Origin of the sequence: Lachnoclostridium sp. MSJ-17, assembly GCF_018918205.1 — a bacterium.
Classification (GTDB): domain Bacteria; phylum Bacillota; class Clostridia; order Oscillospirales; family Acutalibacteraceae; genus Ruminococcoides.
The window spans coordinates 1-24424 of record NZ_JAHLQB010000003.1; the positions used below are offsets into that span (position 1 = coordinate 1).

The 24424-nt window shown below is 53.1% G+C and carries 22 protein-coding genes; 4 read left to right on the forward strand and 18 right to left on the reverse strand.

Annotation, left to right across the window (positions count from 1 at the left end; translation table 11 throughout):
- Nucleotides 1-305 precede the first annotated feature (305 nt).
- The 9 genes from KQI64_RS00080 to KQI64_RS00120 all read right to left on the reverse strand — a co-directional run bounded on the left by KQI64_RS00080 (nucleotide 306) and on the right by KQI64_RS00120 (nucleotide 7873).
- Nucleotides 306-1115 carry a hypothetical protein gene (locus KQI64_RS00080; RefSeq protein WP_216522750.1) on the reverse strand — a complete coding sequence of 270 codons (810 nt, stop codon included), beginning with the start codon at nucleotides 1113-1115 and terminating at the stop codon, nucleotides 306-308.
- Between the two features lie 102 nt (nucleotides 1116-1217).
- On the reverse strand, nucleotides 1218-2036 hold the full coding sequence (locus tag KQI64_RS00085) for a hypothetical protein (protein WP_216522751.1): 819 nt from the start codon (nucleotides 2034-2036) through the stop codon (nucleotides 1218-1220).
- Nucleotides 2037-2073: 37 nt separating this feature from the next.
- On the reverse strand, nucleotides 2074-2895 hold the full coding sequence (locus KQI64_RS00090; protein ID WP_216522752.1) for a hypothetical protein: 822 nt from the start codon (nucleotides 2893-2895) through the stop codon (nucleotides 2074-2076).
- Between the two features lie 224 nt (nucleotides 2896-3119).
- Complete coding sequence (locus KQI64_RS00095) at nucleotides 3120-3293, reverse strand: DUF6472 family protein (protein WP_216522753.1); 174 nt, start codon at nucleotides 3291-3293, stop codon at nucleotides 3120-3122.
- Nucleotides 3293-3862 carry a TIGR00730 family Rossman fold protein gene (locus KQI64_RS00100; protein WP_216522754.1) on the reverse strand — a complete coding sequence of 190 codons (570 nt, stop codon included), beginning with the start codon at nucleotides 3860-3862 and terminating at the stop codon, nucleotides 3293-3295. Before KQI64_RS00100 ends, KQI64_RS00095 begins: the two co-directional genes overlap by 1 nt.
- A gap of 26 nt (nucleotides 3863-3888) precedes the next feature.
- The gene (gene lexA, locus KQI64_RS00105) at nucleotides 3889-4476 is read right to left on the reverse strand and encodes a transcriptional repressor LexA (protein WP_216522755.1); all 588 of its coding nucleotides are present in this window, start codon (nucleotides 4474-4476) and stop codon (nucleotides 3889-3891) included.
- Between the two features lie 414 nt (nucleotides 4477-4890).
- Nucleotides 4891-5538, reverse strand: a complete 648-nt coding sequence (locus KQI64_RS00110) for an HAD family hydrolase (RefSeq protein WP_216522756.1) — start codon at nucleotides 5536-5538, stop codon at nucleotides 4891-4893.
- Between the two features lie 117 nt (nucleotides 5539-5655).
- Nucleotides 5656-6600 (reverse strand): DMT family transporter, encoded by a 945-nt coding sequence (locus KQI64_RS00115; RefSeq protein ID WP_216522757.1) that lies wholly within the window; start codon nucleotides 6598-6600, stop codon nucleotides 5656-5658.
- The gene (locus tag KQI64_RS00120) at nucleotides 6584-7873 is read right to left on the reverse strand and encodes an alpha-amylase family glycosyl hydrolase (RefSeq protein WP_216522758.1); all 1290 of its coding nucleotides are present in this window, start codon (nucleotides 7871-7873) and stop codon (nucleotides 6584-6586) included. Before KQI64_RS00120 ends, KQI64_RS00115 begins: the two co-directional genes overlap by 17 nt.
- 322 nt (nucleotides 7874-8195) lie before the next feature.
- On the opposite strand from KQI64_RS00120, the gene KQI64_RS00125 reads away from it, so the two are divergent.
- Nucleotides 8196-9008, forward strand: coding sequence for a hypothetical protein (locus KQI64_RS00125; protein WP_216522759.1), 813 nt, complete (start codon nucleotides 8196-8198; stop codon nucleotides 9006-9008).
- Nucleotides 9009-9067: 59 nt separating this feature from the next.
- On the opposite strand, the gene KQI64_RS00130 is transcribed toward KQI64_RS00125, so the two are convergent.
- Both KQI64_RS00130 and KQI64_RS00135 read right to left on the reverse strand, forming a co-directional pair.
- Nucleotides 9068-10015, reverse strand: a complete 948-nt coding sequence (locus tag KQI64_RS00130; RefSeq protein WP_216522760.1) for a transketolase family protein — start codon at nucleotides 10013-10015, stop codon at nucleotides 9068-9070.
- Nucleotides 10015-10863, reverse strand: a complete 849-nt coding sequence (locus KQI64_RS00135) for a transketolase (RefSeq protein WP_216522761.1) — start codon at nucleotides 10861-10863, stop codon at nucleotides 10015-10017. The genes KQI64_RS00130 and KQI64_RS00135 overlap by 1 nt, the downstream gene beginning before the upstream one ends.
- A gap of 240 nt (nucleotides 10864-11103) precedes the next feature.
- Between KQI64_RS00135 and KQI64_RS00140 the strand changes: the two genes are divergently transcribed.
- The 3 genes from KQI64_RS00140 to KQI64_RS00150 all read left to right on the forward strand — a co-directional run bounded on the left by KQI64_RS00140 (nucleotide 11104) and on the right by KQI64_RS00150 (nucleotide 13619).
- A complete protein-coding gene (locus KQI64_RS00140; protein ID WP_216522762.1) occupies nucleotides 11104-11877 on the forward strand; it encodes a type III pantothenate kinase in 774 nt (257 codons plus the stop codon).
- A gap of 143 nt (nucleotides 11878-12020) precedes the next feature.
- Entirely contained in the window at nucleotides 12021-12611 is a 591-nt protein-coding gene (locus tag KQI64_RS00145) for an ECF transporter S component (protein WP_216522763.1), read from the forward strand.
- A gap of 39 nt (nucleotides 12612-12650) precedes the next feature.
- Nucleotides 12651-13619, forward strand: a complete 969-nt coding sequence (locus KQI64_RS00150) for a biotin--[acetyl-CoA-carboxylase] ligase (RefSeq protein WP_216522764.1) — start codon at nucleotides 12651-12653, stop codon at nucleotides 13617-13619.
- A gap of 65 nt (nucleotides 13620-13684) precedes the next feature.
- On the opposite strand, the gene KQI64_RS00155 is transcribed toward KQI64_RS00150, so the two are convergent.
- From KQI64_RS00155 to KQI64_RS00185, 7 genes are all read right to left on the reverse strand, one after another.
- Nucleotides 13685-14176, reverse strand: a complete 492-nt coding sequence (locus tag KQI64_RS00155; protein WP_216522765.1) for a hypothetical protein — start codon at nucleotides 14174-14176, stop codon at nucleotides 13685-13687.
- Nucleotides 14177-14286: 110 nt separating this feature from the next.
- Nucleotides 14287-15882 (reverse strand): zinc ribbon domain-containing protein, encoded by a 1596-nt coding sequence (locus KQI64_RS00160; RefSeq protein ID WP_216522766.1) that lies wholly within the window; start codon nucleotides 15880-15882, stop codon nucleotides 14287-14289.
- A 318-nt stretch (nucleotides 15883-16200) separates the two neighbouring features.
- Nucleotides 16201-19074 (reverse strand): preprotein translocase subunit SecA, encoded by a 2874-nt coding sequence (gene secA, locus KQI64_RS00165; RefSeq protein WP_216522767.1) that lies wholly within the window; start codon nucleotides 19072-19074, stop codon nucleotides 16201-16203.
- Between the two features lie 157 nt (nucleotides 19075-19231).
- Nucleotides 19232-20605, reverse strand: a complete 1374-nt coding sequence (locus tag KQI64_RS00170) for a penicillin-binding transpeptidase domain-containing protein (protein ID WP_216522768.1) — start codon at nucleotides 20603-20605, stop codon at nucleotides 19232-19234.
- 155 nt (nucleotides 20606-20760) lie between these two features.
- Nucleotides 20761-22437 (reverse strand): FtsW/RodA/SpoVE family cell cycle protein, encoded by a 1677-nt coding sequence (locus KQI64_RS00175; RefSeq protein ID WP_216522769.1) that lies wholly within the window; start codon nucleotides 22435-22437, stop codon nucleotides 20761-20763.
- 165 nt (nucleotides 22438-22602) lie between these two features.
- Nucleotides 22603-23613: a PDDEXK nuclease domain-containing protein gene (locus KQI64_RS00180; protein WP_216522771.1), complete on the reverse strand. Its 1011-nt coding sequence runs from the start codon at nucleotides 23611-23613 to the stop codon at nucleotides 22603-22605.
- A 95-nt stretch (nucleotides 23614-23708) separates the two neighbouring features.
- Nucleotides 23709-24424, reverse strand: a 716-nt coding sequence (locus tag KQI64_RS00185) for a TraX family protein (protein WP_216522770.1), incomplete at its 5' end; no start/stop codon positions are given.

A 24424-nucleotide genomic window follows, 5' to 3' on the forward strand; every position in this document is an offset into this window, starting at 1 on the left:
TTTGTCTGAACGCCGATAGGCGCCTTACCGAAAAGATTTGGAACACCGCCCGACGCTCTTGACGATAATGCCATTATCAACACGACTGCCGATATGACCAGTATCAGAATTACGAGAACATCGATAATCACATGAAATATTTTCTTTGCTTTTTGATTCATTGCGGGGTTTCCTCATTTCGGTTTATTTTGAGAGCCGCCTGTGCTGTCAGGCAGGCTTCTCTCGGTTCCCCGAGCCGGTTTATCCGGCTCGGGGAAGTAAATTATTTAAGATAAGATAGAATAATTATAATCAATAAGATTAAATTACATATCTGTAGCAGTGAAGCTAATAGCTACTTTGATAGACTTGTCAACGTTACTATCTTTACAATCAGAATCCGTGCCCTCAAACCAAACAACCAGATCATAATACTCGATAGTTCCAGCATTGTCAGTCTTTAAGTGAGTTGCATCTGTTGTCGCAGTGCCGCTTGCTACTGTGGCAACGCCTGTAGCTGTGCCTGAAGCATTAATCGGCTTATTTGTTGTGGCTGTTAATGCTGTATCTGAATAAGTACTCAGAACTGTTGTACCTTTGCAAAGAGCTACACGAGCGTAGTTTGTAGCGTCTGTTGTATCGCCGGCAGAAATTGTAACTGTTGCGGAAAGTGTGTGCGGTGTGTAAGTATTATCACTATTCTGAGCAGAGCGAACACCAACACGATATACTCTGAAGTAAGTGGAATTAGCGTCTGTGCTTACACCTTCACTACCTGAAGTTGAAACAGCGGCAGGAACAGAGCCAGCGCTCTTATATGTTCCGGAATATGTGCCGTCAGAATTCGTTACGTCGCCATTAGGAATCATGCCTGTGACATCTTTGTCTGAAATCCACGATACAGGCTGGAGCGCTAACTCAGCAACGGTGTAACGCTTTGTTGCTGAGGTAACTGTTGCGCCGTTATCGATTGTGATTTCGATACCTTTTTTAGCTGTAGCCGAAACCTTCATCGTGTCAGCTGTAACTGTCTTCTGAACTGTGAACCATGCGAATGTTGCGGAGCCTAAAGCTACGAGAGCAACAAGAAGCATAGCGATTGAAGATAACAATATCTTCTTTCTTGATTTTGTCATAAAGAGTCCTCCTTAAAATGTGTGCCGATTTTCGGCATTTTGATTATTTATCGCAGTTCCGAAAGCGTTCAGCAACCGCATCCGGAACCTATTGATACGAATTTAACCTTTGACTTCGGGTACAACGTCGAATACGATCTGCGACCTGATGAAGCCGCCGCGGATAGCATCAACGCACTCGGGGTCGTTACCCTCTACCCAGATGACTACCGTGAACTTGTCAACGCCGCCTGCCTTGAGGTCTGTCGCCTGATCCGCGAACACCGTCGCGTCGTCGACAAACGCCGTCGCGTCCGGTTCCGCCTGTGAACGGTCTCCGAAGGTGCCCTTGGCGAAAACCCTCTCGTCGCCGTTCTTGTAGATCATGATACGAACCGCTTCGTCAGCCGACTTCGACGCGCCCGTTACGGTCATTGTTGTGTTGTATTCCAGATCTTTGTCGCCGGTATTCTTGAGATAGAAGGTGTAGGCGAGATAATTTTCTCCGCTGTGCTGTCCGTCTTTTTCGTCGTTCAGCCCCTGAGGAAGCCAATCCTTGGTGATGTTGGTGACGTTCTCAACAAGACCGCCGTTGAGCTTTACTCCTACGCCGTCCTCAAAATCCGCGCTCTCGCAGAGCATGATCGTCTTTCCGTCGTACAGATCGCCGATCGAAATCGTAAGGTCGCCCCACTGTGTCAGAAGCATGGAAACAAGATACAGAACCAGCAGTATGCCGAGCAGCGAACTGAGTATTATTGCGTAGAGCTTTTTGCGTTTTTTCGCGTCCGCAATAGCCTTCGCGCTCTCCTGCGAGTGAAAATGCTTATATACGGAAGAATTTTTATCCTTCGCCGCGCTTATCTCGTGCTTTTGTCCGAGCTGCGCAACCTCCTCCGGGGTGGCAGGATTCGCGGCGTTTTTCTTTTTTCCTAATGGCAAGCTTCTCAACTCCTCCGTCGTTTGTTTGAGTTTATTATCAGGCTATCGGGTTGCCGTTCGCGTCGCATGCCACGAACGAGAGCTGCGCCGAAAGCTCCGCGCCCTGTACGTCGTTGTCGCACTCGGGATCCTCGCCCTCCATCCAGATGCATACCGTGACCTGCTTGGGTGTGAGAGCGTCGAGGTGGAACAGACGGTTGGATTCGCTGTAAACCATCGTGCCGCCCGGCAAGTCAAAGGTCGGAAGCGAGGTCGACTGACCTGCCTTGTTCGGCTCCCATGTAACGTTGCCGTTGTCGCTGTTGAAGCCTATGCGGATCGCCCTGATTATGTCGCTCTGCGGAGAAGGCGAGGTGGTCGAAACCTTCGTTCCGTCAACGCCGCGTGTGCCGTCATTCGCCACGCCCTCGGTGGTGAGGTGAACGTACATATCGGTAGTGCCGATGAACCAGCACTTGAACTCAAGGTAGGTGCCGCGCTTGTTCTCCTCTACAACCGTTCCGTTCTGGAAGGTGAAGGTGTTGCCGTTCGTGGTGGTAACGGGAGCGATGATCAAATCGCGGAGGTTGGTGTTGTATCTGCCGAGATACGTGTTGATCATATCGTTGGTGATAACGTGTGTGTACTGCTCGATATCCGAGCCGTGGTTCTCCATCGAGACCCTCAGATCCTCGCCCGTGCTGATATTCAACTCAAAAAGCTGAACGCCTGCAAAGGTGTTTACGGTAAACCACGCGACGGTCGATGTGGTCATCGAGAGCAGCGTGATGATAGCAATGAACACGATCAGCCTCCTGCGGCTTCTCGAGCTCATTTTTTCATTTGTCAGCTTCTCAGCTGCCTTTTTGAAAACGCCCATTGCAGACACTCCTTCTCATAGTTTTTCACTTATATTGATATTTTACATTTATTTTCCTTAAATTTCAATTATATAAATTTTCTCGACAAATGGTACACTTTTGTATGCATTCACAAAAACATCACATACCTTTTGTGCAGTTTATACCTTATGTTACCGCTCTGTCAGTGGTTTTTTTGGCATAAATTTACGCCGTCCCAAACCTGAGACGGCGTTATGGTGTTTTAATTCTGTTTTTGTACTATCTTGTACTCATCGTAGAGCTGAAAATAGTGGCAGCTCTTGACGTTCTGAGTCAAAAACCGCTCCATTTCGTCCTCGTCGAGGTTTACCGAGCAATAGTCGCCGAACTCCTCGTCGGTGATATAATGTGCGCACTGTTCGCAGCAATCTGCCATTATCTGCCTCCGTATTTGTCGTATTCGACAGCCGTGTAGCCATCGATAAGCTCAAAGACCTCTTCCTCGGTTTCAGCGACGGAATAGAGCTTTCTAGTGTCCTCAGAGAGGAATTTGCCCCGAATAGAACTTTCCATAAGCTCGAGCAAGCCGTCGTAGCAGCCGAGAAGGTTGTAGATGACTATCGGCTTGCTGTGCTGTCCGAGCTGCTTCAAGGTCAGCACCTCAAAAAACTCCTCGAAGGTGCCGATTCCGCCGGCGCAGATGACAAACGCGTCGGAGTTGTCCTCCATATACGCCTTACGCTCGCGCATCGAGTCGGTGAACACAAGCCGGCACTCGTTGAGCAGAACATTCCTGTCCCTGAAAAAATGCGGACAGACGCCCGTCGGAACTCCGCCCTCGGACATGTAGCCTCTGGCGGCGGCGCCCATTATCCCGTACTTTCCCGCGCCGAAAATCATTCCTTCGCCGCGCCTGCAGATCGCCGCTCCGAGTGAATACGCGGCGTCAAGATATCGCTTATCGATCGCCTCGCTCGAGGAACCGAAAACGCAAACGGTACTCAAAACTATCTCTCCTTAGTGATTTTGCCTTAGTAATTTCGTATCAGCGAGACGACCTTGCCGAGCAGCACAACCTCGTCAACGATGATCGGCTCAAAGCTGTCGTTCTCAGGCTGCAGACGGAAGCAGCCGTTTTCCTTGTAAAAACGCTTGACTGTCGCGCTGTCCTCGACCATGGCGACGACTATTTCTCCGTTCTCCGCGACGGGTGTGCGGTGGACGATGACGATGTCTCCGTCGAGAATGCCGGCGTTTATCATGCTTTCGCCCTGAACCTTGAGCGCGAAAAGCTCTCTGCCGCGCTTGAGCTGCTCGGGTACAGGCACGTAGAACTCAATGTCCTGTATCGCGGTGATGGGAATGCCCGCGGCAACCTTGCCGAGAACCGGCACGCTTGCGCTTTTCTCCTCTCCCGCGATCTGAATGCAGCGGTTAACGCCGTGCTCACGGATAATCAGACCCTTCTCCTCAAGAGCCTTGAGGTGATGATGCACCGTCGAGGTCGAGCTCAGACCTGTATGGTCGCAGATTTCGCGCACCGAGGGAACCCTGCCGCTGTCAGAGCATTCACGGAGGTATTCGAGTATCTTCGATTGACTTTTACTGAGTGTTTTCATAAGCGCACACACCTTTCCGACTATATTGTAACACAGGTTTACGGAAAAATCAAACATTTGTTTTTGCTTTTTTGAAAAAAATTTTTTCAGAGAGGTTTCAGCTTGATTTCACACAGTTTTCAAATTAATATTGTTTAATATAGACGTACTCAAAAGACGGAACCGCAACCGTCGAGTATATTGTTCTACCCTCCTCAATACGTGCCGGCACAGAGGCACGTAATTGTACCCCTCATTTTTTACAGACAGGAAACGCCCGGTTCAAAAAACCGGGCGTTTCTATTTTTTAAAACGAGTCCAAATGTCGGTTTTTAGTCTTACGTCGGATGCCCGGTGGCTGACTTCGGTTTAACGGTAAGGTTGCTGTTCTCTGTCAGTTCGTCAGCAAAACAGCCCGTCACTAACCCCTGACCACTACCTGCTAATTACCCTTACCACGTCACCGAGTCCGTCGGCTATGTCGTACAGCAGCGGCTTTATCTCCTCCGCCGCTTGGTCGAGGTCGGGCACCATTACCGTTTTGCAGCCTGCCGCGTGTGCCGAGCGGATCCCGTTGGGCGAATCCTCGATCGCAATGCATTCCTGCGGCTTAAGTCCGAGCAGACCTGCCGCGTATATGTAGATATCGGGCGCGGGCTTGCCGTGTTCGACCTGCTTAGCGCTCGCCACCGCGTCGAAATATTTTAAAAGACCGACGCGCTCAAGGTACTTTTCCGCGAGCGGCTTTGCGGTCGCAGTTGCAAGCGCGACCTTGATTCCGTTTTCCTTTAAATACGAGAGCAAAAAATCCGCCTGCGGCTTAGCCTCAATCCCGTGCTCCGCGACATAGGCGTTCATCAGCTCTATCCGCTTATTGCGCACCACGTCGTAATCGAAATCCTTGCCGAACCAGCCCTGCAATTTTTCTATCGCGTAGGGACGAGCCATTGAGCGGATACCCAGCGCGTGCTTTTTTTCCATGGGAAAGCCGCACGCCTGTCCCGCCTCGCACCAGAAGCGGACGTAGAGCTTTTCACTGTCCAGTATTACCCCGTCCATGTCGGACAAAACGCCTTTAATCATACTTCTCTCCTTTCACAACCTCTCCCGCGTAAACGCGCGGCAAAGCTGCGACGGCGCGGTGCAGTCCGCGATTTTGCCGCCGGGCTTCCCGGTCCGTCCATGTCGGACAAAACGCCTTTAATCATGACCTTCTCCTTTCGCTTTGATCGTAACATTGACAAGCGCTATTCCCGCCGCTATCAGTATCAGCGAGATCAGAGTTTCTATCCTGAAAACCGGTTCGTCGAGCAGCAGACCCGAGAGAGTCGCGCCGAACACGGGAATCAGCAGAGTGTAGACCGATATCTTGCTCGCCGGGTGGTACTTGAGCAGAGCAGTCCAGACGCTGAACGCCGCCGCGGAGACGAACGAGAGCCAGAGGAGTATCGCTACTCCGCCGAGGCTCGTAAAGTCAAGCCTGCCGCCCCATAAAAGTCCCGTTACCGAAAGCAGACCTCCGCCGGCGAGGAGCTGCCATGAGGTGACGAGCAGCGGATCTCTGCCCGTTGTGACCTTCTTTGAGATCAGATTACCAGCCGCCGCGCAGACCGTCGATACAAATACCATGCAGTCGCCGAAAAACGTGTCGCCCGAAAGACTGCCGCCCTGATTGATAACGAGAACTCCGCCAAAGCCGAGAATACAGCCGAGTATCTTGAGCACCGTCAGCCTGTCCGAACGGAAGAACAGCGGCGCGGCGAGGACGGTCAGAAACGACGCACAGGCGGTGATTATCGAGGTATTCGCGCCGCTCGTGAAGCCCAGACCGATGTAGGAAAAGAAATACTGACCTGCCGTCATCACAAGACCGAGGACGAGTATCGGCATAAGGTCTTGTTTGCGAGGGACGCCCCTGCCGCGCTTCACGGCGATGACAGGCAGTACCATCAGCCCCGCGAGAAAGAACCTGCACCCGGCAAAGAGCAGCATCGCGCCGACGTCGCCGTCAGCTACGCCGAACTCCGAATATCCGAGCTTTATGAACGGAAACGCCGTGCCCCAGAGCAGAGTACAGAGCAGCGAGAGCACAACGGCGGCGGTTTTTGTGCGCAGAAATCCCTTCATATCAGAAGTTGCGCACAATCACGGGCAAACCGTTTGAGCTGAGCATTCCGCGGAACACCTCGACAGCCTCGCCGCTGATGAGATTCTCGTAAACGCCGTCCTCAAACTCCACTCGAACCAAGCCGCCTTCGCCCTTTAGCGGAAATACGCCGAGCATTTTTCTGCCGTCATGCTCTCTGAGCGCGACGAGGGTGTCGTCAGAGGGCGCAGTGACGGAGTATGAACAGTCGGCAAAAATCCGGTCGCGCTTGATATCAGACAGACGCGCGATGTATCTTGTTAAATCTATGCTCTCAGCCGCATTCCACCTGATCGTATCGCGGTCAAAGAGCGACGGCGCGTGTGCGACAGCCTTTTCCTGTCCGTTGTAGATGAGCGTCATGCCCTTCTGGAAAAAGAGGAACGCCGTCCATGCCCTGAGCCTGTTTTCGTCGGGAATCATAAACCTCGCCCGAGGCTGGTCGTGGTTCTCGAGGAAGCGCAGCTTGACGTAGTTGTCCGGGAAGGTGTACTCCTGACGATTGAGCGATTCGACGTAGGCTTCAAGACTGCCGCTGCCGTCAAGGCAGGCTTTCATCGCGCCGTAGACGTCGTAGTCGTACGCCATATCGAACGCCTGAAATATCTCGGAGTCCGAAAGCGCGGTCATACCGCGTCCGCGCAGATATGTGATGAAGCCCGGCTCTACGGACTCGCTGAGCCAGATGCAGCCCTCGCGTACCGTTTCGACCTCCTCGCGCGCCCTGAGCCAGAACTCCAGCGGAATCAGCGGCGCGACGTCGCAGCGGAAGCCGTCGACGATACCTGCCCAGAACTTGAGCGTTTCGATCTGATAGTCCCAGAGGTCGCGGTTGGAGTAGTCGAGGTCGATGATATCCGTCCAGTCGCCGACGCGGTTTCCGAAGCTGCCGTCGGGACGGTGGTAGAACCACTCGGGGTGCTCCTTGCTGAGAACCGAATCGGGCGAGGTGTGGTTATAGACCACGTCGATTATGCACTTCATGCCCTTGCCGTGGATCGCACCGACAAGGCTCTTGAAGTCCGACATACTGCCGAACTCGGGGTTTACCTCACGGTAGTCGCTAATCGCGTAGGGCGAGCCGAGAGTGCCTTTTCGCGCCTGCCTGCCTATCGGGTGGATCGGCATAAACCAGATGATATCCGTGCCGAGGGCTTTTATCTCGTCAAGACGGCCCAGAACCGCGGCGAAGGTGCCTTCGTCGCTGAAATTGCGGACGAATACCTGATACATCACCTGATTTCTCAGTGTTTTTTGTGTTGATACAGCCATTTGTTACACCTCTTTCTTATATCATAGCAACATGCATTTTCTTTCGTGAAACCCCGTAGGGGAGCCCCTTGAGGGCTCCCGGGAACGTGAACAAACATACAAAACGCTTTGATACCTCTATGCGCTGCGCCTAACGATAGGTTCATCGCAGAATAATCATCAAGAAATGAAAAGTAGTTGCCCGTTCCACGGACAGCCACAAGGGCTGTCCCTACAGAATCGATCAAAACATCTCAGAAAAAATAACATGCTGTTGCCGTGTTTCTTATATCTTGTATTATGAAAAATTTGTGCTATAATTTAATACGAAAGGAGAATTTCTATGGAAAAACAAATTATGCGGGGCAAGGTGCCCGTTATAATATGTGCGGCGATCTCGCTGCTTGGATTTCTTGCCTGTATCTCTGTTATTTTCTTCACATCAGGCTTTGGCTCAGCGCAGAACGCGCAGGGTGGCTTCGGCATGATATGGTTTTATTTGCGTTATATAGTATTTCCGGTTCTGCCGTGCCTTATCTTTTCGCTGTATATCTTTTTCTTCCGCGAAACAAAGGCGGGAGTATTCCTTTTGCCGGCGGCCTTCGTGCTTGCGGCAATTCAGAAGGCGATCGCTGCCGTTGTTGTTTTTCAGCAAATTCCCTTCTATACAAACAACGGCTTGGGCAGTATAACTTCCGGCTCTGTTTTTCTGATAGCAAGGTACATTTTATTCATCGCGGCGTGCGGGGTTATCGCTGCCGCCGCGATAAAGGGCTTTCCGTCAAGGCTGCTGCTTATCCCCGCGTCAGCCGTCCTCTTATTCTGTCACACGAACCTGTTGTTCAACTACATCTATCAGCACACCATGTACTCAATTCCGCTTGAGCCTGCCGACATCATCACCTACGTATCGCTGTTCGCTGTATTTATCGGCACACTCGTATACGGCTTGGCAAATATTACGCCGTCGTTTTCAGAAGTGTTCCGCGGTATTAACGAGAAGCAGGTTATCAAAAAGAACCTGCGCGAGCGCAAGGAGCTTGAGGAAGAACTCGACGAGCTGAAATTCCGCCGCGACAACGGCTTTCTTCCGCAGGAGGATTACGCCGAGCTAGCCGCGGAAATAACCGAAAGGCTGAACGAGCTGCAAGAATAATAAAAAAGGCGCTGTGAAGAACCGAAGCGTTTTACTTCGTTCCTCGCAGCGCCATTATTTTATTTCTCTTTTACGACCTCGCGGATAACGTTCGCGATATGCGGCTGAGTGAGCTTGAACTCATCGAGCAGATCCCACGCGGGACCGCTGTGGCCGAACTCGTCCTGAACGCCGATTCGCGTTACCTTGACGGGACACTCCGCTGTAACGACCTCGCAGACCGCGTCCGCAAGACCGCCGACGACGTTATGCTCCTCAACGGTGATGATCCTGCCTGTTTCCTTCGCCGCCTTGACGATGATGTCGCGGTCGATGGGCTTGATCGTGTGAATGTTGATAAGGCGCGCAGAAATGCCCTCTTTCTCGAGCTCCAGAACTGCCTTGCGCGCTTCGTTGACGACAAGACCCGTCGCGATAACGGCAACGTCATTTCCCTCGTGCAGGGTGATGCCCTTGCCGAGCTCAAAGGTGTAATTCTCGGGGTCGTTGAAGCTGTCGATAGCCAGTCTGCCGAGACGGATATAAACGGGGCCGTCGTACTCGATAGCCGCCTTTGTAGCCGCCTTCATCTCCCAGTGATCGGCGGGATTGAGCACTACCATATTCGGGATAGCGCGCATGATTGCGATGTCCTCGATGCACTGGTGCGTCGCGCCGTCCTCGCCGGTGGAAATGCCCGCGTGCGAGCCGGCAATCTTTACGTTAAGGCGCGGATACGCGATAGAGTTGCGGATCTGCTCAAAGGCTCTGCCTGTCGCGAACATAGCGAACGACGCCGCCACCGCGATCTTGCCCGCAGCCGCCATACCTGCCGCTACGCCCATCATGTTGCCCTCCGCAATACCGCAGTCGAAGAAGCGGTCGGGATATGCCTTCTTGAAAACGCCTGTCTTTGTAGCCGCAGCGAGGTCGGCGTCAAAAACGACGATGTCCTTGTTTTTCTCAGCGAGCTCGCAGAGCGCTTCGCCGAAGCTCTCTCTCGTTGCTTTCAATACTGTCTGAGCCATCAGCACTCGCCCTCCAATCTCTTGATTTCCGCCTCAAGCTCGGCGGTTGCCTGCTCGAACTGCTCCTTGTTGGGAGCGGTGCCGTGCCAGCCGACCTGATTTTCCATGAACGAGACGCCCTTGCCCTTTACGGTCGCGGCGAGAATAGCCGTGGGCTTGCCCTTAACGGTTTTCGCCTTGTCGAGAGCGGAAGCGATCTGCTCAAAATCGTGGCCGTCTATCTTAATTACCTCGAAGCCGAAGGATTCGAACTTATTGTCAAGCGGCTCAATGCCTGCTACCTCGTCAACGGTGCCGTCGATCTGCAGACCGTTCTGGTCTACGATAACAACGAGGTTGTCAAGCTTGTGGTGAGAAGCGAACATTGCCGCCTCCCAGACCTGACCTTCCTCGACCTCGCCGTCGCCGAGAAGCGTATAGGTACGATAATCCTTGCCGTCGATCTTCGCGGCAAGAGCCATGCCGCACGCGGCTGAGATTCCCTGTCCGAGAGAGCCTGTGCTCATGTCGATACCGGGAGTTTTTTTCATATCGGGGTGACCTTGAAGCATCGCGCCGATGTGTCTGAGCACCTCAAGCTCTTTCCAGTCAAAATAGCCCTTGAGCGCGAGAGTCGCGTAAAGGCTGGGACAGCAGTGTCCCTTTGAGAGAACAAATCGATCGCGGTCAGCCCAATCGGGATTCGAGGGATCAACGTTCATTTCCTTGAAATACAGGTAGGTGAAGATATCCGCCGCCGAAAGCGAGCCGCCGGGATGTCCCGACTTCGCGTGAAATGTGCCGAGGATCGCGCCTAAGCGTGACTTTGCGGCAAGAATCCGCAGCTGTCTGAGTTCTGAACTATCCATTTATTATAACCATCCTTTCTCAAAAACCCCCATGGTTTTCAATGCAAGCAGCACTGTTTCCGACAAATTACGACGGAATCCCACAATGCGTAACTATAAATATTATACACCATTGCATTGAAAATTCAACAAATAATTAACCAGTTTTTCAAATTGTAATAAAATACCTAATATGCACCTTGAATCTGCGGAAAAATGTGTTATAATTATTGATGTAAAAATCTTCAGGAGAAAACGAATATGCTGCTTACAGCCGACGTTGGAAATACCAACATAAAATTCGGTCTTTTCGAGGGCGACGAGCTCAGATATAAGCTCAGGATCTCGACAGACACCCGCAAGACAAGCGACGAGATCGCCGCTCTGCTCTACACCTTCTTTAAGATACATCAGATAGACAGCAAGGCGATCGACTCGGCGATAATCAGCTCCGTCGTCCCGAAAATCACTCAGCCTCTGCGCGAGGCGATCGAGATTTCCACGGGAGTGCGCAGTCTTGTCGTGGGTCCCGGGCTTAAAACGGGTATCGAGCTGAGGATCGACCGTCCCGAAACCCTCGGCGGCGACATAGTATGCGGCTGCGCCGGCGCGCTGAAAAAATACGGCGGTCCGCTTCTGATGATATTTATGGGCACGGCGACTGTCATCGGCTATGTCGACGGCAGCAACGCCTATCGCGGCGGCTCTATCGCTCCGGGCGTAGGGATTTCACTCGACGCGCTGACAAACAACGGCGCGCTTCTGCCCGCTGTCGACCTCAGAGCACCGAAACGCGCTATCCGCACAAACACCGTCGACTGCATTCGCTCGGGCATTGTGTTCGGCACGGCGTGTATGCTCGACGGAATGCTCGACAAGTTCCTCGAGGAAGCGCAGGAGGACTGCAAGATCATCGCGACAGGCGGTCTCGCTCCTCAGATGATAAAGAACTGCTCTCATGATATTATCTACGACGGAGATATTATTCTGGAGGGTCTCAGGGAGATATATAAGAGGAACAGAGTTAAGAGTTGAGAGTGGAATGAATTTACTGCCAACTGCCAACTACCTACTACTAACTACCAACTAACCCGTACAAACGAGCCTTGGCTCTTTGTAAATAAATTATGCGTTTCACCTGCGTAAATAATTTGGCAGGGAGACAGCAGGAGGTAAAAATGAAAAAACAAAACACAAACAGCAGAACCTTTACGCTTGTGGGTCTGGCTATCCTGACGGCGATCATCATCGTGCTTCAGGTAGTTACAACCTACTTCCCCACAAAGCCCTTCGCCATCACTCTGGCGCTGATCCCGATCGTAATCGGCTCGGCTCTCTACGGCGCAAAGGCAGGCGCGTATCTCGGCGCGGTATTCAGCATTGTCGTGCTCATCATGTGCGCGGCGGGCGCTGACGCAGGCGGCGCAATGGTATTCTACGCGAATCCCGCGATGTGCATCGTTCTCTGTCTGCTCAAGGGCTCGGCTGCAGGCTTCGTGGCGGGTCTTGTGTACAACGCTGTCAGCAAAAAGAACCAGATCCTCGGCGCGGTGCTCGCGGCATTCTGCGCGCCTGTTGTCAACACAGGTATCTTCATCGCGGGTCTGCTGCTCTTCTTCCGCGACGTTCTCGCGCAGTGGGCAGGCGATACAGACATCCTGTTCTTCGCCATCATCGGTCTGACGGGCGTTAACTTCCTCGTCGAGCTCGGCGTGAACATGATTCTCTGCCCCGTTATCGTAAAGGTCGTAAACGCGGTAAGGAAATAATAAAATTCTGAATTCACCCCGGATAAGGAGATGATTGTTTTGAAGGAGCAAATTCTCGCGCTGCTTATTGAGCGCGACGGATATATCTCGGGTCAGGCGCTCGCAGAAGCGCTCGGCGTGTCGCGTCAGGCGGTCTGGAAGGGCATCAACGCCCTGAGAGAAAGCGGCTGCGTGATCGAGTCCGCGCCCAACAAAGGCTACAGGCTCACGTCGCTTCCCGCGTATATCAACGAGGCTGCGATAAGAAAGCACCTCGCCACCTCTGTCATCGGCAAAAACCTGATCGTGCTCGACTCTGTAGGCTCTACAAACGATTATCTCAAGCGGCTCGGTAGCGACGGCTGCGAAAACGGTACCGTCGTCACCACGCGCGAGCAAACAAGCGGCAAGGGCAGACTCGGCAGGGTATGGCAGAGCAAGCGCGACGAGAACCTCGCGTTTTCTATCCTTCTCCGTCCAAAGCTCACGCCCAGAGACGCCATGCCTGTCACACCTCTGGCGGGACTTGCGGTTTGCAAGGCTCTGCGCAAAACGACCGGGCTTGACTGCAAAATCAAATGGCCTAACGACATCATCGTCGGCAAAAAGAAGCTCGTCGGCATACTCACCGAGATGAGCGCGGAGTTCGATGCTGTCGAATACGTCGTAACCGGCATCGGAGTGAACGTCGACCAGATAGAGTTCCCGGAGGAGATCGCGTACAAGGCGACCTCTATTCTGCTCGAAACGGGCAGGCATTACGACAAGAACCGACTTCTTGCGGCTCTGCTTAAACAGATCGAGCGCGAATTCACGCGCAACAATCTCGAGCTCACACCCGAGGCTCTGGACGAATACGTTTCACTCTGCGCCACGCTCGGAAGGAGCGTCACCTTCAAAAAGGGCGAGCGCACCCTGAGCGGAGCGGCTGTCGGAGTTACCTCGGCGGGCGAGCTGAGGGTCATGCTCTCCGACGGCACCGTGAGGACTCTGAATTCGGGCGAGGTCACGGTTCAGGGAATCTATTAATTGAAAATTATTGTTAAACAAAAACGGAAGGGTCCTGCCCTTCCGTTTGCTTTTGCTTATTAAACTTATTTGAATTCCAGCGTCGCGCCGTTGCCGTTCTGAGAGAGAATCGCTGAATTGCTTCCGGTGCGGAAGGTGCAGGTCTTATCCTCGTCCTTGATCGGGTCGCCGTACTTCTTGGTCAGCTCGTCCTTTGCGGTATCATAGCTGAGAGTTGCCGCCGTGATAATGACATTGCTGATAACGTTGCCGCCCTTCTGAACTACGGCGTAGCCTGTGGCTTCCTCGTTGAACAGCTTGCCTTTGATGTCGATCTGGTTGTTGGCTGTGTAGCTTTCCATTCCGATCTGTGTGTTCATCTTTCCGATCCAGCCCTCGCAGACAAGAAGGTCGGAGGCTTCGTAGGTCTTAGCCTGCCCGGCGTTTGCCGCCACAGTCGTGGTCTGTGTCTTATTGCCCTTACCCGTGCAGCTGCAGCCCGTGAAGGTAAGAGCGGAAAAAGCAGACGCTCCGACAAGCAGAATTGCCGCCGCAGTCGCCAAAATATTTTTCTTCATTGGTAAAATCACTCCTTTACCCCTTATCATACCACAATATTATAAATAAAACAAGTATAAAAAATCATTTCACAAAAAAGAGACGGGCAAACGCCGCGTCTCTTTTTAAATTAGTTAAGCTTTGTCGCTGTGTAATATTTGCTCTTTGAATCGAGGTAGGAATTGTTCTTCACAGCGTCGTCAGCGGTCTTTTCGTGCGAGCTTGTGTAGCCCGAATATCCGCCGTAGACGAACTCTCCGTCAAGGAAGTAGCCCTTTGCCTCGAGCTCGAGGGTGCAGTAGTAATTCTGTGTCGCGTTGTGGAGCACAACAACGATATCGTGGTAGTCGGAGTTGTCCTTCCAGCTTACGTAGTACATGTCGCCGACCTCAAGCTTGTCGCCGGTCTTGCAGGACTCGTCGAGCTCGGGGTGATCGAGAATGTACTTCTTGATGCCGTCGGCGTACTTCTTGGCTGTCTTGTCGTCGAGCTTTTCGGGAATAACGACGGTGTATGTGAAGGGCGAGCCGGTGAGGATAATGCCGTAGTCGTCGGCGAGATAGGAGTTGTCGCTGTCGTAGTTTACTGTGACCTTGTCGCCCGCCTTGAAGCCTGTTTCCTTGTCAAACTTGAGGTAAATTCCGGTGAGGTAGCTGCCGTCAGAGCCGTAAACGGCGGGAGCGTAGGACTCGTAGCTGTCGTTCTTTACGGTGAAATCGCCGAACTTCTCCTCGAAGGGCTTAACGCCGATTTTCACATCGCCGCTGTAGTCGATGTAGGTGCTGACAAGCTTCTTGCTGTCGAGGTAGCCGAGGAGATCTATCTCAACGGGAGAAACGACCTTGTAGTTATTTGCCTCGATGGTATCCGCGATCTTTACGTTAACAGTGCCGCCGGTAAAGGAAGCGCCGATCCTGTCCTCGTAGGTTTTCAGGCTGATCGCGCCGAAGCTGTCCTTCTCGGGAACTACGATGGTGATTTTAGCCTCGCTGTCCTGCTTGAAGTCGTTGAAGGTGACGTACTTGTAGCCGTAGTTCATGTTGGAGCTGTCGTTTGAGTCGACATAATCGACCTTTATATCGTAGAGCGCGCTGTCAAGAGCCGAACGCGATTCGGGCTTGCCGTTGAAAAGCTGAGGATAGGCTTCAGCGATTTTGTCGCCGTCGAGCCTGAACTCTCCCGAGATCTTGCCGTCAACGACCTGTTCGCCGTACTGGTAGAGGTCAACGCTTACAAACTTGCTGAGGTCGATCTTCGGTCTTGTCAGAGGCATGATGACCGCGAAGATCACAACAAGGATAACCGCGACCAAAGCGACTCCCGCGCCGCCGAAAATGATGCCGAGCTTTGCCGCCTTCGGGAAGGGCTTCTTTTCGGCATTCTGTCCGGGAGCGATGTTCGCCTGTGTGAACTCCTGCGCGTAGGCGGGAGCCTGTTCGGGCTGATCGTACTGCTGAGGAATGGGCTGATATGCCGTCGGAGCCTGTTCGGGCTGAGGTGCTGCAGGAGCCTCGACGGGCTGAACCTCGGGTTGAGGTGCCGCAGGAACCTCGACGGGCTGAACCTCGGGCTGAGGTGCCGCAGGAACCTCGACGGGCTGAACCTCGGGCTGAGGTGCCGCAGCAACCTGCTGAGGAGCCGCGTTCAGGGGATTTACCGGAGCGCCGCACTTCTGGCAGAATTTATCGTTATCGTTGAGTTGATTGCCGCATTTTTCGCAAAACATAGATAATCTCCTTTGCATAATTATTCAACATTATAATTTTATTGTTTTTACGCGCCAAAGTCAATTACACGGTTTGACAAAATAAATAGCACAATCAGAGGGAGTTTTAGATTTAGTGATTAGTGATCCGGTGTCAGCCGGAAGTTTTAAAGGGAGCCCACAAGGGGCTCCCCTACGATTTTTGATTCAAAGTTTGATATATGTAAGGTGCGGCAGAGATAGCCTGACCCGCCGAAAAACGAAACGCCTGACCCGCCGTTTATGAAACCTTAAATGCAGATGAACCTGTCAAAAGGCGGAGAATGTGCCCACCGGCACTTATGCGTCTCTGCCGCAGCACTTCTTGTACTTTTTGCCGCTGCCGCACGGACAGGGATCGTTTCTGCCGACCTTTTTGCCCTTGCGGACGGTCTTGTTTGCGGTGTCGGTGCCGTCGCCCGAGGTCTTTGTGGGCTGTGCCACCTGCTCGCGCTTAAGAGCCGCTTCAACCGGACTGGGCTGCTGCTTCTTTTCCTCGCCCTTGTCGAGCATTACCTGATGCGCCGCCGCTGCAGCCGCCTCAGCCGCCTTGCGCGCAGCTTCGATAGCCTCCTGACGCTTCTGGATCTCATACACGCGCTTGGGCATGATGAGCATCATCTTCATTGTATCCTCGCGGATATTCTCGATCATCTCGTCGAACATGTCGAAGCCCTCGAGACGGTACTCGACAACGGGGTCGTGCTGTCCGTAGGAACGCAGACGGATACCCGCCTTGAGCTGATCCATCGCGTCGATGTGAGCCATCCAGTGGGTGTCGACCGCCTTGAGCAGATAAACGCGCTCCATCTCGCGGATAACCTCGGGGGCGAGCAGCTCCTCGTTTGACTTGAAGATATTGAGAGCGTCCTCCTTAATCATGTCGCCGATCTCAGACGGCTCCATTTCCTCGAGGTCGTCCTTGTCGAGAGCGTAACGCTTCTCGTCGGTGATAATCCAGCCCTTGTAGTACTCGACAAGGCTGGGATAGTTCCAGTTCTCACGCGGTCCCTCGGGCAGATAGTGAGCGATCGAGGTGTCTACAGAGTCGGAAACCATCTTGAGCACGGTGTCGTGCAGATCCTCGCCGTTGAGCACCTGGTCGCGCTGACCGTAGATGATCTCACGCTGACGGTTGAGAACGTCGTCGTACTGGAGTACGTCCTTACGAATGCCGAAGTTGCGCAGCTCTACCTTTTCCTGTGAGCTTTCGATAATGTTTGAGAGCATCTTGTTCTCGATCGGGGTGTCCTCGTCTACGTTCATGCGCTCCATCATCATCTTCATTCTGTCGCCGCCGAACAGGCGCATGAGGTCGTCCTCGGTCGACAGGAAGAAACGGCTCACGCCCGGGTCGCCCTGACGTCCCGAACGTCCGCGCAGCTGGTTGTCGATACGGCGCGACTCGTGGCGCTCTGTACCGATGATCATCAGACCGCCGGCTTCTCTTACGCGGTCTGCCTCGTCCTTTATCTCGTCCTTGTATTTATCGTTTAACTCGCGGAATACCTTTCTCGCCTCGAGGATCTCCTCGTTGTCGGTCTCGGCGTAGCCTGTAGCCTCCTCGATAAGCTCCTCGGGATAGCCCTGCTTGCGCATCGAAGCCTTCGCCATGTACTCAGCATTACCGCCGAGGATAATATCGGTACCACGGCCTGCCATGTTGGTCGCGATTGTCACCGCGCCGTACTTACCTGCCTGAGCGACGATCTCGGCTTCCTTGTCGTGCTGCTTAGCGTTGAGGACGTTGTGCTGTACACCGCGGCGCTTGAGCATCTTTGAGAGAAGCTCGGATTTTTCGATCGAAATCGTACCGACAAGCACGGGCTGACCCTTCTTGTTAGCCTCGACGATCTGGTCGATTACCGCGTTGAACTTGCCGCGCTCGGTTTTGAATACGGAGTCGGGCAGATCCTGACGGATTACAGGCTTGTTGGTGGGAACCTCGACGACGTCGAGCTTGTATATCTCCTGGAACTCCTCGCTCTCGGTCTGACCTGTACCGGTCATGCCCGACAGCTTGCCGTACAGACGGAAGTAGTTCTGGAAGGTGATCGTAGCCAGGGTCTTGCTCTCGCTCTGGACCTTTACGCCCTCCTTAGCCTCGATAGCCTGGTGCAGACCCTCGTTGAAGCGTCTGCCGTACATCAGACGGCCTGTGAACTCGTCGACGATGATGACCTCGCCGTCCTTGACGACGTAGTCAACGTCGAGCTTCATAACGCCGTTAGCCTTGACAGCCTGGTTGATGTGGTGCGAGATCGTGAGGTTCTCGGGGTCGGTGAGGTTCTCAAGACCGAAATACTCCTCAGCCTTCTTAACGCCGAGCTGAGTAAGAGTCGCTGTCTTCTGCTTCTCGTCGACAACGTAGTCGATGCCGTTCTCCTCGTAGTAGGCTTCCATGTCCTCCTTGGAGTCGAGCTCGGTGAAGCGCTGTAATTTGAGTGTCTTTGCGAACGCGTCAGCCTTCTCGTACAGATCGGTGGACTTGTCGCCCTTGCCCGAAATGATAAGCGGAGTACGCGCCTCGTCGATAAGGATTGAGTCGACCTCGTCGACGATCGCAAACGCGTGGCCGCGCTGAACCTTGTTTTCCTTGTAAACTACCATGTTGTCACGGAGGTAGTCGAAGCCCAGCTCATTGTTTGTGCCGTAGGTGATGTCGGCGGCGTAGGCTTCCTTTCTGAGGTCGTTCTCGAGGTCGTGGACGATAAGTCCGACCTTGAGCCCCATGTACTTATAGAGCTTGCCCATCCACTCTGAGTCACGGCGGGCAAGGTAATCGTTGACGGTTACGATATGAACGCCGTTGCCGGTGAGCGCGTTGAGGTAGGCGGGAAGCGTCGCAACGAGGGTTTTACCTTCACCGGTCTTCATCTCAGCGATACGTCCCTGGTGGAGCACGATGCCGCCGAGCACCTGAACCGGGAAGTGCTTCATTCCGAGCACTCTCCAGCTCGCCTCGCGGCATGCCGCGAACGCGTCGGGAAGAATATCATCGGTCGTCTCGCCGTTTGCAAGGCGTTCCTTGAGAAGTGTCGTCTGGTTTTTGAGCTCGCTCTCGCTCATAGCGGCATACTTGCTCTCGAGCGCGAGAACCTTATCCGCGATAGGCTGGATTCTCTTGACCTCGCGCTTGCTGTAGTTGCCGAACATTGCTTTTAAGAAATTCATGTATATCGGTATCCTTTCTAAGTGGTTGTTGTCGGTAATAAGTTAGTAGTTAGTAGTTGGCAGTTGGTAGTATCGGGTCGCTGCCAAATAAATTCGGGTGCGGGCAGAGCCCGCCATTAATTATTCATTTTTAAGTCTTAAGTTTTCAGTATTCATTTCAATAGCCCCTGAGAGCCTGTGCCGCGCTCTGCATAGCGGTCTCCGCTACGGGACGCGCGTACTGACTGCCGAAACCCGCGTCCTCTACCACGCAGGCAAACGCGAGCGGACAGTCCTCGTCAGTCGAGAAGCCGACCATCCACGCGTTGGGGTTCTTTTCCTCGCCGACCTCGGCGGTGCCCGTCTTTGCGCGGACGCTCAGGCTGCCGAAGCTGTAGGACGGCATTGACTGAGAAAGAGTCGAGGCGGTGGAGCTTTTCAGCAGCTCGCGGCTCTTTGTGTCGTTGAGACCGATCATCTTGAGCAGATCGCCTGTGCCGCTCTTTATGTACGTCGGGTTGACGGAGTTGCCGCCGTTTGCGATAGCTCCGCAGAGGATAGCCATCTGCATCGGGTTGACCTCGTCGTTGTACTGTCCGACGCCCGACCACGCAAGCTCGTTTGTGCTCGCCTTGGAAACGTCGTAGTGACCTTTGGCGGTGCTCACGTCGTCGATCTCATAGCTGAGGTTGATTCCCATTTTCTCAGCCGCCGCGGTCATCTTTTCGGGACCGAGCTCGACTGCAAGCTCCGCGAAAACTATATTGCAGGAATGCTCGAGCGCGCCGTAAAAATCGAGCGTGCCGTGAGCCTCTCCGTCGACGCAGCGAACCTCTGCGCCGCCGATGTCCTCGTGACCCTCGCAGTACCATGTGCGCTCAAAGAGGTCGGGAATATTCTCGATCGCCGCCGCAGCGGTGACTAGCTTGAAGATAGAGCCGGGTGTGTATGTCGAGGAAAGCACATGGTCGAGGTACACGCCCTCGTACTCGTGCTCGTTGCTCTCATTGATCTCGGGCGGAGCCTCGGGGTCATAGGAATACGTGCTGACCGAGCTGATGACCTCGCCCGTCTTGTAGTTGTAAACGACGCACGCGCCCTGCTTTCCGTAGGCGCTCAAAGCGTCGTAGGTCGCGGCGGAAGCGTTCGCGTCGACTGTCAGCGTGATGTCATGAGAGGTGCGCAGCGACTGCGGCATATTAAGACCCCAGATAAGGCTGTAACCCGTCAGCTGCGAGCGGTACTTGCTCTGAACCGCCGTTGAGATATTCAGACTGTTGTCCCCCACCGTGTGGAGCAGTCCTACGCGGACGCTGTAGTTCTCGTTGTAAACGCGGTCGGTACCCTGGGTTTTTGCAAGAGCCGCGCCGTTGCGGTCATAAACCGCGCCCGCCTGTTCAAGACCGCCGTTGCCCGAAATATGGGCGTTGTATGGCTGGTTTGCCCAGTCATCCGCGTTGAGCACGAGCTCGACGCAGAAGAACGACGCGCCGCCGATAAAGAGTATGGTAAACGCGAGAATCAGCGTGCTGCGCTTCAGTATTCTTTTCAATAATGTCACCCCTCTGATGAGAGTTCAGGAATAATAGATGTTGCCTGATAAGCACCTGTAGTGACAGCCCTTGCGGCTGTCATTCAAAACCGCGGAAATGCCGCGGTTTTGACGGGAACCCACGAGGGGTTCCCCTACGGAATATTATAAATGTTCTATCTTTTCATTGAGTATGTGCGTTCGTCAGCCGCCTTGATGAAGGCGATAAGACCCCAGCAGCCGATAACGCTCGAGCCGCCGGCGCTGATGAACGGGAAGGTAACGCCGGTGAGCGGAAGCAGGTCAGTAGCTCCGAAGATGTTCAGTGTGAGCTGAACCACGAGCAGACCCGCCGCGCAGCATGCGGAAATCGAATAGAAGGTGCTGCGGCTCCTTGTTGTGATAGCGCGCGCGTATACGACGAGAAGCGCAACCGCGAGCGCGAGTGTGATAGCGACAATGATTCCCATTTCCTCGGCGACAAGACCGAAAACGAGGTCGCTCTCGGACGCGGCGACCTGTTTTAGGAAGCCGTTGCCGATTCCGACGCCGAAGAGTCCGCCGCTCGCAATAAAGGTGAGGACATGAGTCTGCTGATATCCCTCAGCCTGAGCGTACTCCCAGACGTGGCGGTACGCCTTGAAGCGGTCGGCGACATAGGGCATGAAGCGTATCGCAAAGATCGCGCCGAATACCGCGGCGGCAACCGCGAGGATTATCGTCTTGAAGTCGCCCGAGCGCATGAACGCGATGAGCAGGAAGGTCACGAAGAATATAAGCGCCGTACCGAGGTCGCGCATAATCGCGAGAAGTCCCACGCAGACTACCGAGAAGCCGATGAAGATGAACAGATCCTTCTTCGTATTCAGCTTGTCGAGCGCTCCCGCGCCGATAAGGATATAGATGACCTTGACAAGCTCGGAGGGCTGGAAGGACAGAGGTCCTATGTAGATCCAGTTCGCCGCGCCGTTTGTGACCTTACCGAAAACTATACTCACGCCTAGCAATCCGACCGCCGCGATCATCAGCGGTATGCGGAAGCGGTAGAGCTTGTCGGGATTTTCGATCAGCTTGATTATCGCGCAGAATATTATGAATCCGACGACGGTGGATATCACCTGCATATACGCCGAACGCTCGTACTGCCGCGCCAGAAGTATCGTGCCGATTCCCGACAGAAACAGTGCCAGAGCCTCCAGCTCGAAGGTCATTCTGCGCAGTCCGAAGTAGCTGACAACGAACATTCCCCAGTTGACAGCCGCTACGATACCGAAGATTATCAGCGGAGAGAGCGGATTTTTGCCGTCGTTCCAGTAAATCGCCTCGACGGTCATGAAGAAGTGGAAAAGCGTGATCATCAGCATCAGCTTCCACGACTTGACTGCGGGCTTCCGCGAGGGATTCTTGAAGAACCAGCTCGAGCGCAGCTCCTCGTTGTACTCCTCGCCGCGCAAAAACTGAAAATCAGTGTTGCCGACGCGGATAATGTCGTCGATGTAAACCTGAGTCCTGTCCTCGGTGCGCCTTCCGTTGACGAAGGTGCCATGCAGGCTTTCGGTGTCGTTTATGAACCAGCCCTCGTCGCGCCGAAGAAGCACGGCGTGAACCTTTGACACGGCGGCGTCCTCGACGACTATGTCGTTGGATTTCTTTCTGCCGATGGAGTTCTCCCAGAAAAGCACGGGAATCTTCTCAAAGGTGCGGGTGTTCATGAGGGTGACAAGCGGTTTTTCGGGACGTCTGCGGCGTCGCATTGCGGCGTAGCACTCGTAGACGATGAATATGGCGTAGAGCGGCAAAAGGATTCGCAGCGCGACAACGCCGATATCGATGATTACCGAAAAATCAAACACTCGCCTCACCCCTTTCTTTTTATAATTATACAGTATAAATGATACCGCAAACAGCACAAAAAGTCAAGGAGAAAAAGCACGGACAACAAAGCGCCGAAAGCGCAAAAAAGGCTCCCGACCGAGCGGAAGCCTTGATATAACCGCAAAGACGCGTGAGCAAAATAATCACTCATGCTCTTTTTTTATTCTTTTCTGAATATCCTCAACCGAAGGCAGCTGATTTATCAGCTCCTCGGGAAGGCTGCTTGTGATTTTGTATTCGCTAACACCGATAGGCTTTGACATATCCTTTAAGGCATACTCCGCTACTAAATCGTTTTTGCTTTTACAAAGCAGCAATCCGATTGACGGATTATCCTGTTCCTTCTTCAGGATTCCGTCAACCGCGGAAAGATAGAAATTGAGCTGACCTGCGTATTCGGGTTTGAAATCACCTGTTTTCAGCTCTATCACTACATAAGAACGAAGGTTGAGATTGTAAAACAGCAGGTCGATATAAAAATCGTCGCCGCCGACATTGATGTGATACTGATTTCCCAAAAACGCAAAGCCCTTGCCCAACTCCAGCAACAGCTTAGTGACGTCCTTGACCAAAGCATTTTCGATATCCCGCTCCACCATATCCTCTCGGAAAGGAATAAAATCAAAGATGTACGGATCCTTCATCGTCTGAACGGCAAGCTCGCTCTGCGGAGAAGCCAGACGGTTCTCAAAATTTGTAACCTTGTTGGCAAGCGCCTGACGCGCGTATAAGCCGCTTTCGATCTGGTGTATCAAAACGTTTCTTGACCAACCGTTTTCAATCGTTTTTTCAATATACCAACGGCGGACAGCTTCATCGTCAATCTTATCAAGCAGCACGATGTTTTGTCCCCATGGGATTTGTGCAACAACCTGTTGCACAAACTCACCGTCGGGATAAGCTCCTGCGAATTTCGCCATATATTTCAGATTTCTGACGGAATAGCCTTTGACGTTCGGAAACTCGATTTTAATATCCGCCGCAAGATTGTCAATGAACTTATTTCCCCATGCCTTGTGCTCATTTATGATTTTTCCGATATTGTAGTACAGCATTACAAGCTCCCGGTTTACACTGAGAGCCGCCTTGTACTGCGCTGATTTGATCTCGGATTTTATGGATTCAATTATGCTCAGGTATTCGCTGCCATTCATTAACATTTCCGACACTTCCTTACGGAATTATTCTACCACAAAGCAGCTCGGATATCAACTGAAAAAAGGCTCCCGGTTTTCGGAAGCCTTGATTATCAAAATATAAGCGGAACATTTCCGTGCAGGGCGAGCCCTATGATTCCGACAACAAAGAGGTGCGCGGGATAGTAGATATAGAACAGCCACTTTGTTCCGGGTATCTTTTTGCCGCGTTCGCCGTTATACTGCGCGAGGATCGGGATCGTCAGGAAGGTGAACATCTGCAGAGCGCCGTACAGCATATCCAGGCAGAAGAAGTAGACAACGGCATACGCCAGCGTCCAGAGGACGATGTCGATCGCCTGCGCCTTGAAATTTCCGCGGTGCTGATACAAAAAGAACGGACACATGACCGCGATGCACGACCAGTCTGACGGGAATGTTATCACGCAGATGACCGGAATCGCGAGGTACTTCGCCCACTGCGGGATTTTCTCGCTTTTGAATATTGCAATCAGCACGACCGCCCACGCGAGCGACCACATTACGCCCGTCTGGTTGAAGAAGCTGCCCGTTGAGAACGGAAGGAGCGGAATTCCGAACGCGAAATTGTACGCGAAGTGAGATACGAGCGCAAATATAAACAGTCTGCCCGCGTATTTCCAGATGTTGCGGGTGTAGAAACAGCCCTCGGCGATGAAAAACCACATTATCGGAGCGGTCAGCCTGCCGATTATGTGAAGGGCAAACACATACCATACCGCCTGCATTCCCGGGAACATTACCCACGTCAGGTGGTCAATCGTCATCGCGATAATCGCGATGAGCTTGA

What these genes read in the sequence shown, in the direction of transcription:
- KQI64_RS00145 (WP_216522763.1), top strand. Translation starts at nt 12,021, where the DNA reads ATGAAAAAACAAAACACAAACAGCAGAACCTTTACGCTTGTGGGTCTG.
- KQI64_RS00110 (WP_216522756.1), bottom strand. Translation starts at nt 5,538, where the DNA reads ATGATTAAAGGCGTTTTGTCCGACATGGACGGGGTAATACTGGACAGT.
- KQI64_RS00130 (WP_216522760.1), bottom strand. Translation starts at nt 10,015, where the DNA reads ATGGCTCAGACAGTATTGAAAGCAACGAGAGAGAGCTTCGGCGAAGCG.
- KQI64_RS00080 (WP_216522750.1), bottom strand. Translation starts at nt 1,115, where the DNA reads ATGACAAAATCAAGAAAGAAGATATTGTTATCTTCAATCGCTATGCTT.
- KQI64_RS00125 (WP_216522759.1), top strand. Translation starts at nt 8,196, where the DNA reads ATGGAAAAACAAATTATGCGGGGCAAGGTGCCCGTTATAATATGTGCG.
- KQI64_RS00095 (WP_216522753.1), bottom strand. Translation starts at nt 3,293, where the DNA reads ATGGCAGATTGCTGCGAACAGTGCGCACATTATATCACCGACGAGGAG.
- lexA (WP_216522755.1), bottom strand. Translation starts at nt 4,476, where the DNA reads ATGAAAACACTCAGTAAAAGTCAATCGAAGATACTCGAATACCTCCGT.
- KQI64_RS00155 (WP_216522765.1), bottom strand. Translation starts at nt 14,176, where the DNA reads ATGAAGAAAAATATTTTGGCGACTGCGGCGGCAATTCTGCTTGTCGGA.
- KQI64_RS00090 (WP_216522752.1), bottom strand. Translation starts at nt 2,895, where the DNA reads ATGGGCGTTTTCAAAAAGGCAGCTGAGAAGCTGACAAATGAAAAAATG.
- KQI64_RS00135 (WP_216522761.1), bottom strand. Translation starts at nt 10,863, where the DNA reads ATGGATAGTTCAGAACTCAGACAGCTGCGGATTCTTGCCGCAAAGTCA.
- KQI64_RS00140 (WP_216522762.1), top strand. Translation starts at nt 11,104, where the DNA reads ATGCTGCTTACAGCCGACGTTGGAAATACCAACATAAAATTCGGTCTT.
- KQI64_RS00160 (WP_216522766.1), bottom strand. Translation starts at nt 15,882, where the DNA reads ATGTTTTGCGAAAAATGCGGCAATCAACTCAACGATAACGATAAATTC.
- secA (WP_216522767.1), bottom strand. Translation starts at nt 19,074, where the DNA reads ATGAATTTCTTAAAAGCAATGTTCGGCAACTACAGCAAGCGCGAGGTC.
- KQI64_RS00120 (WP_216522758.1), bottom strand. Translation starts at nt 7,873, where the DNA reads ATGGCTGTATCAACACAAAAAACACTGAGAAATCAGGTGATGTATCAG.
- KQI64_RS00180 (WP_216522771.1), bottom strand. Translation starts at nt 23,613, where the DNA reads ATGAATGGCAGCGAATACCTGAGCATAATTGAATCCATAAAATCCGAG.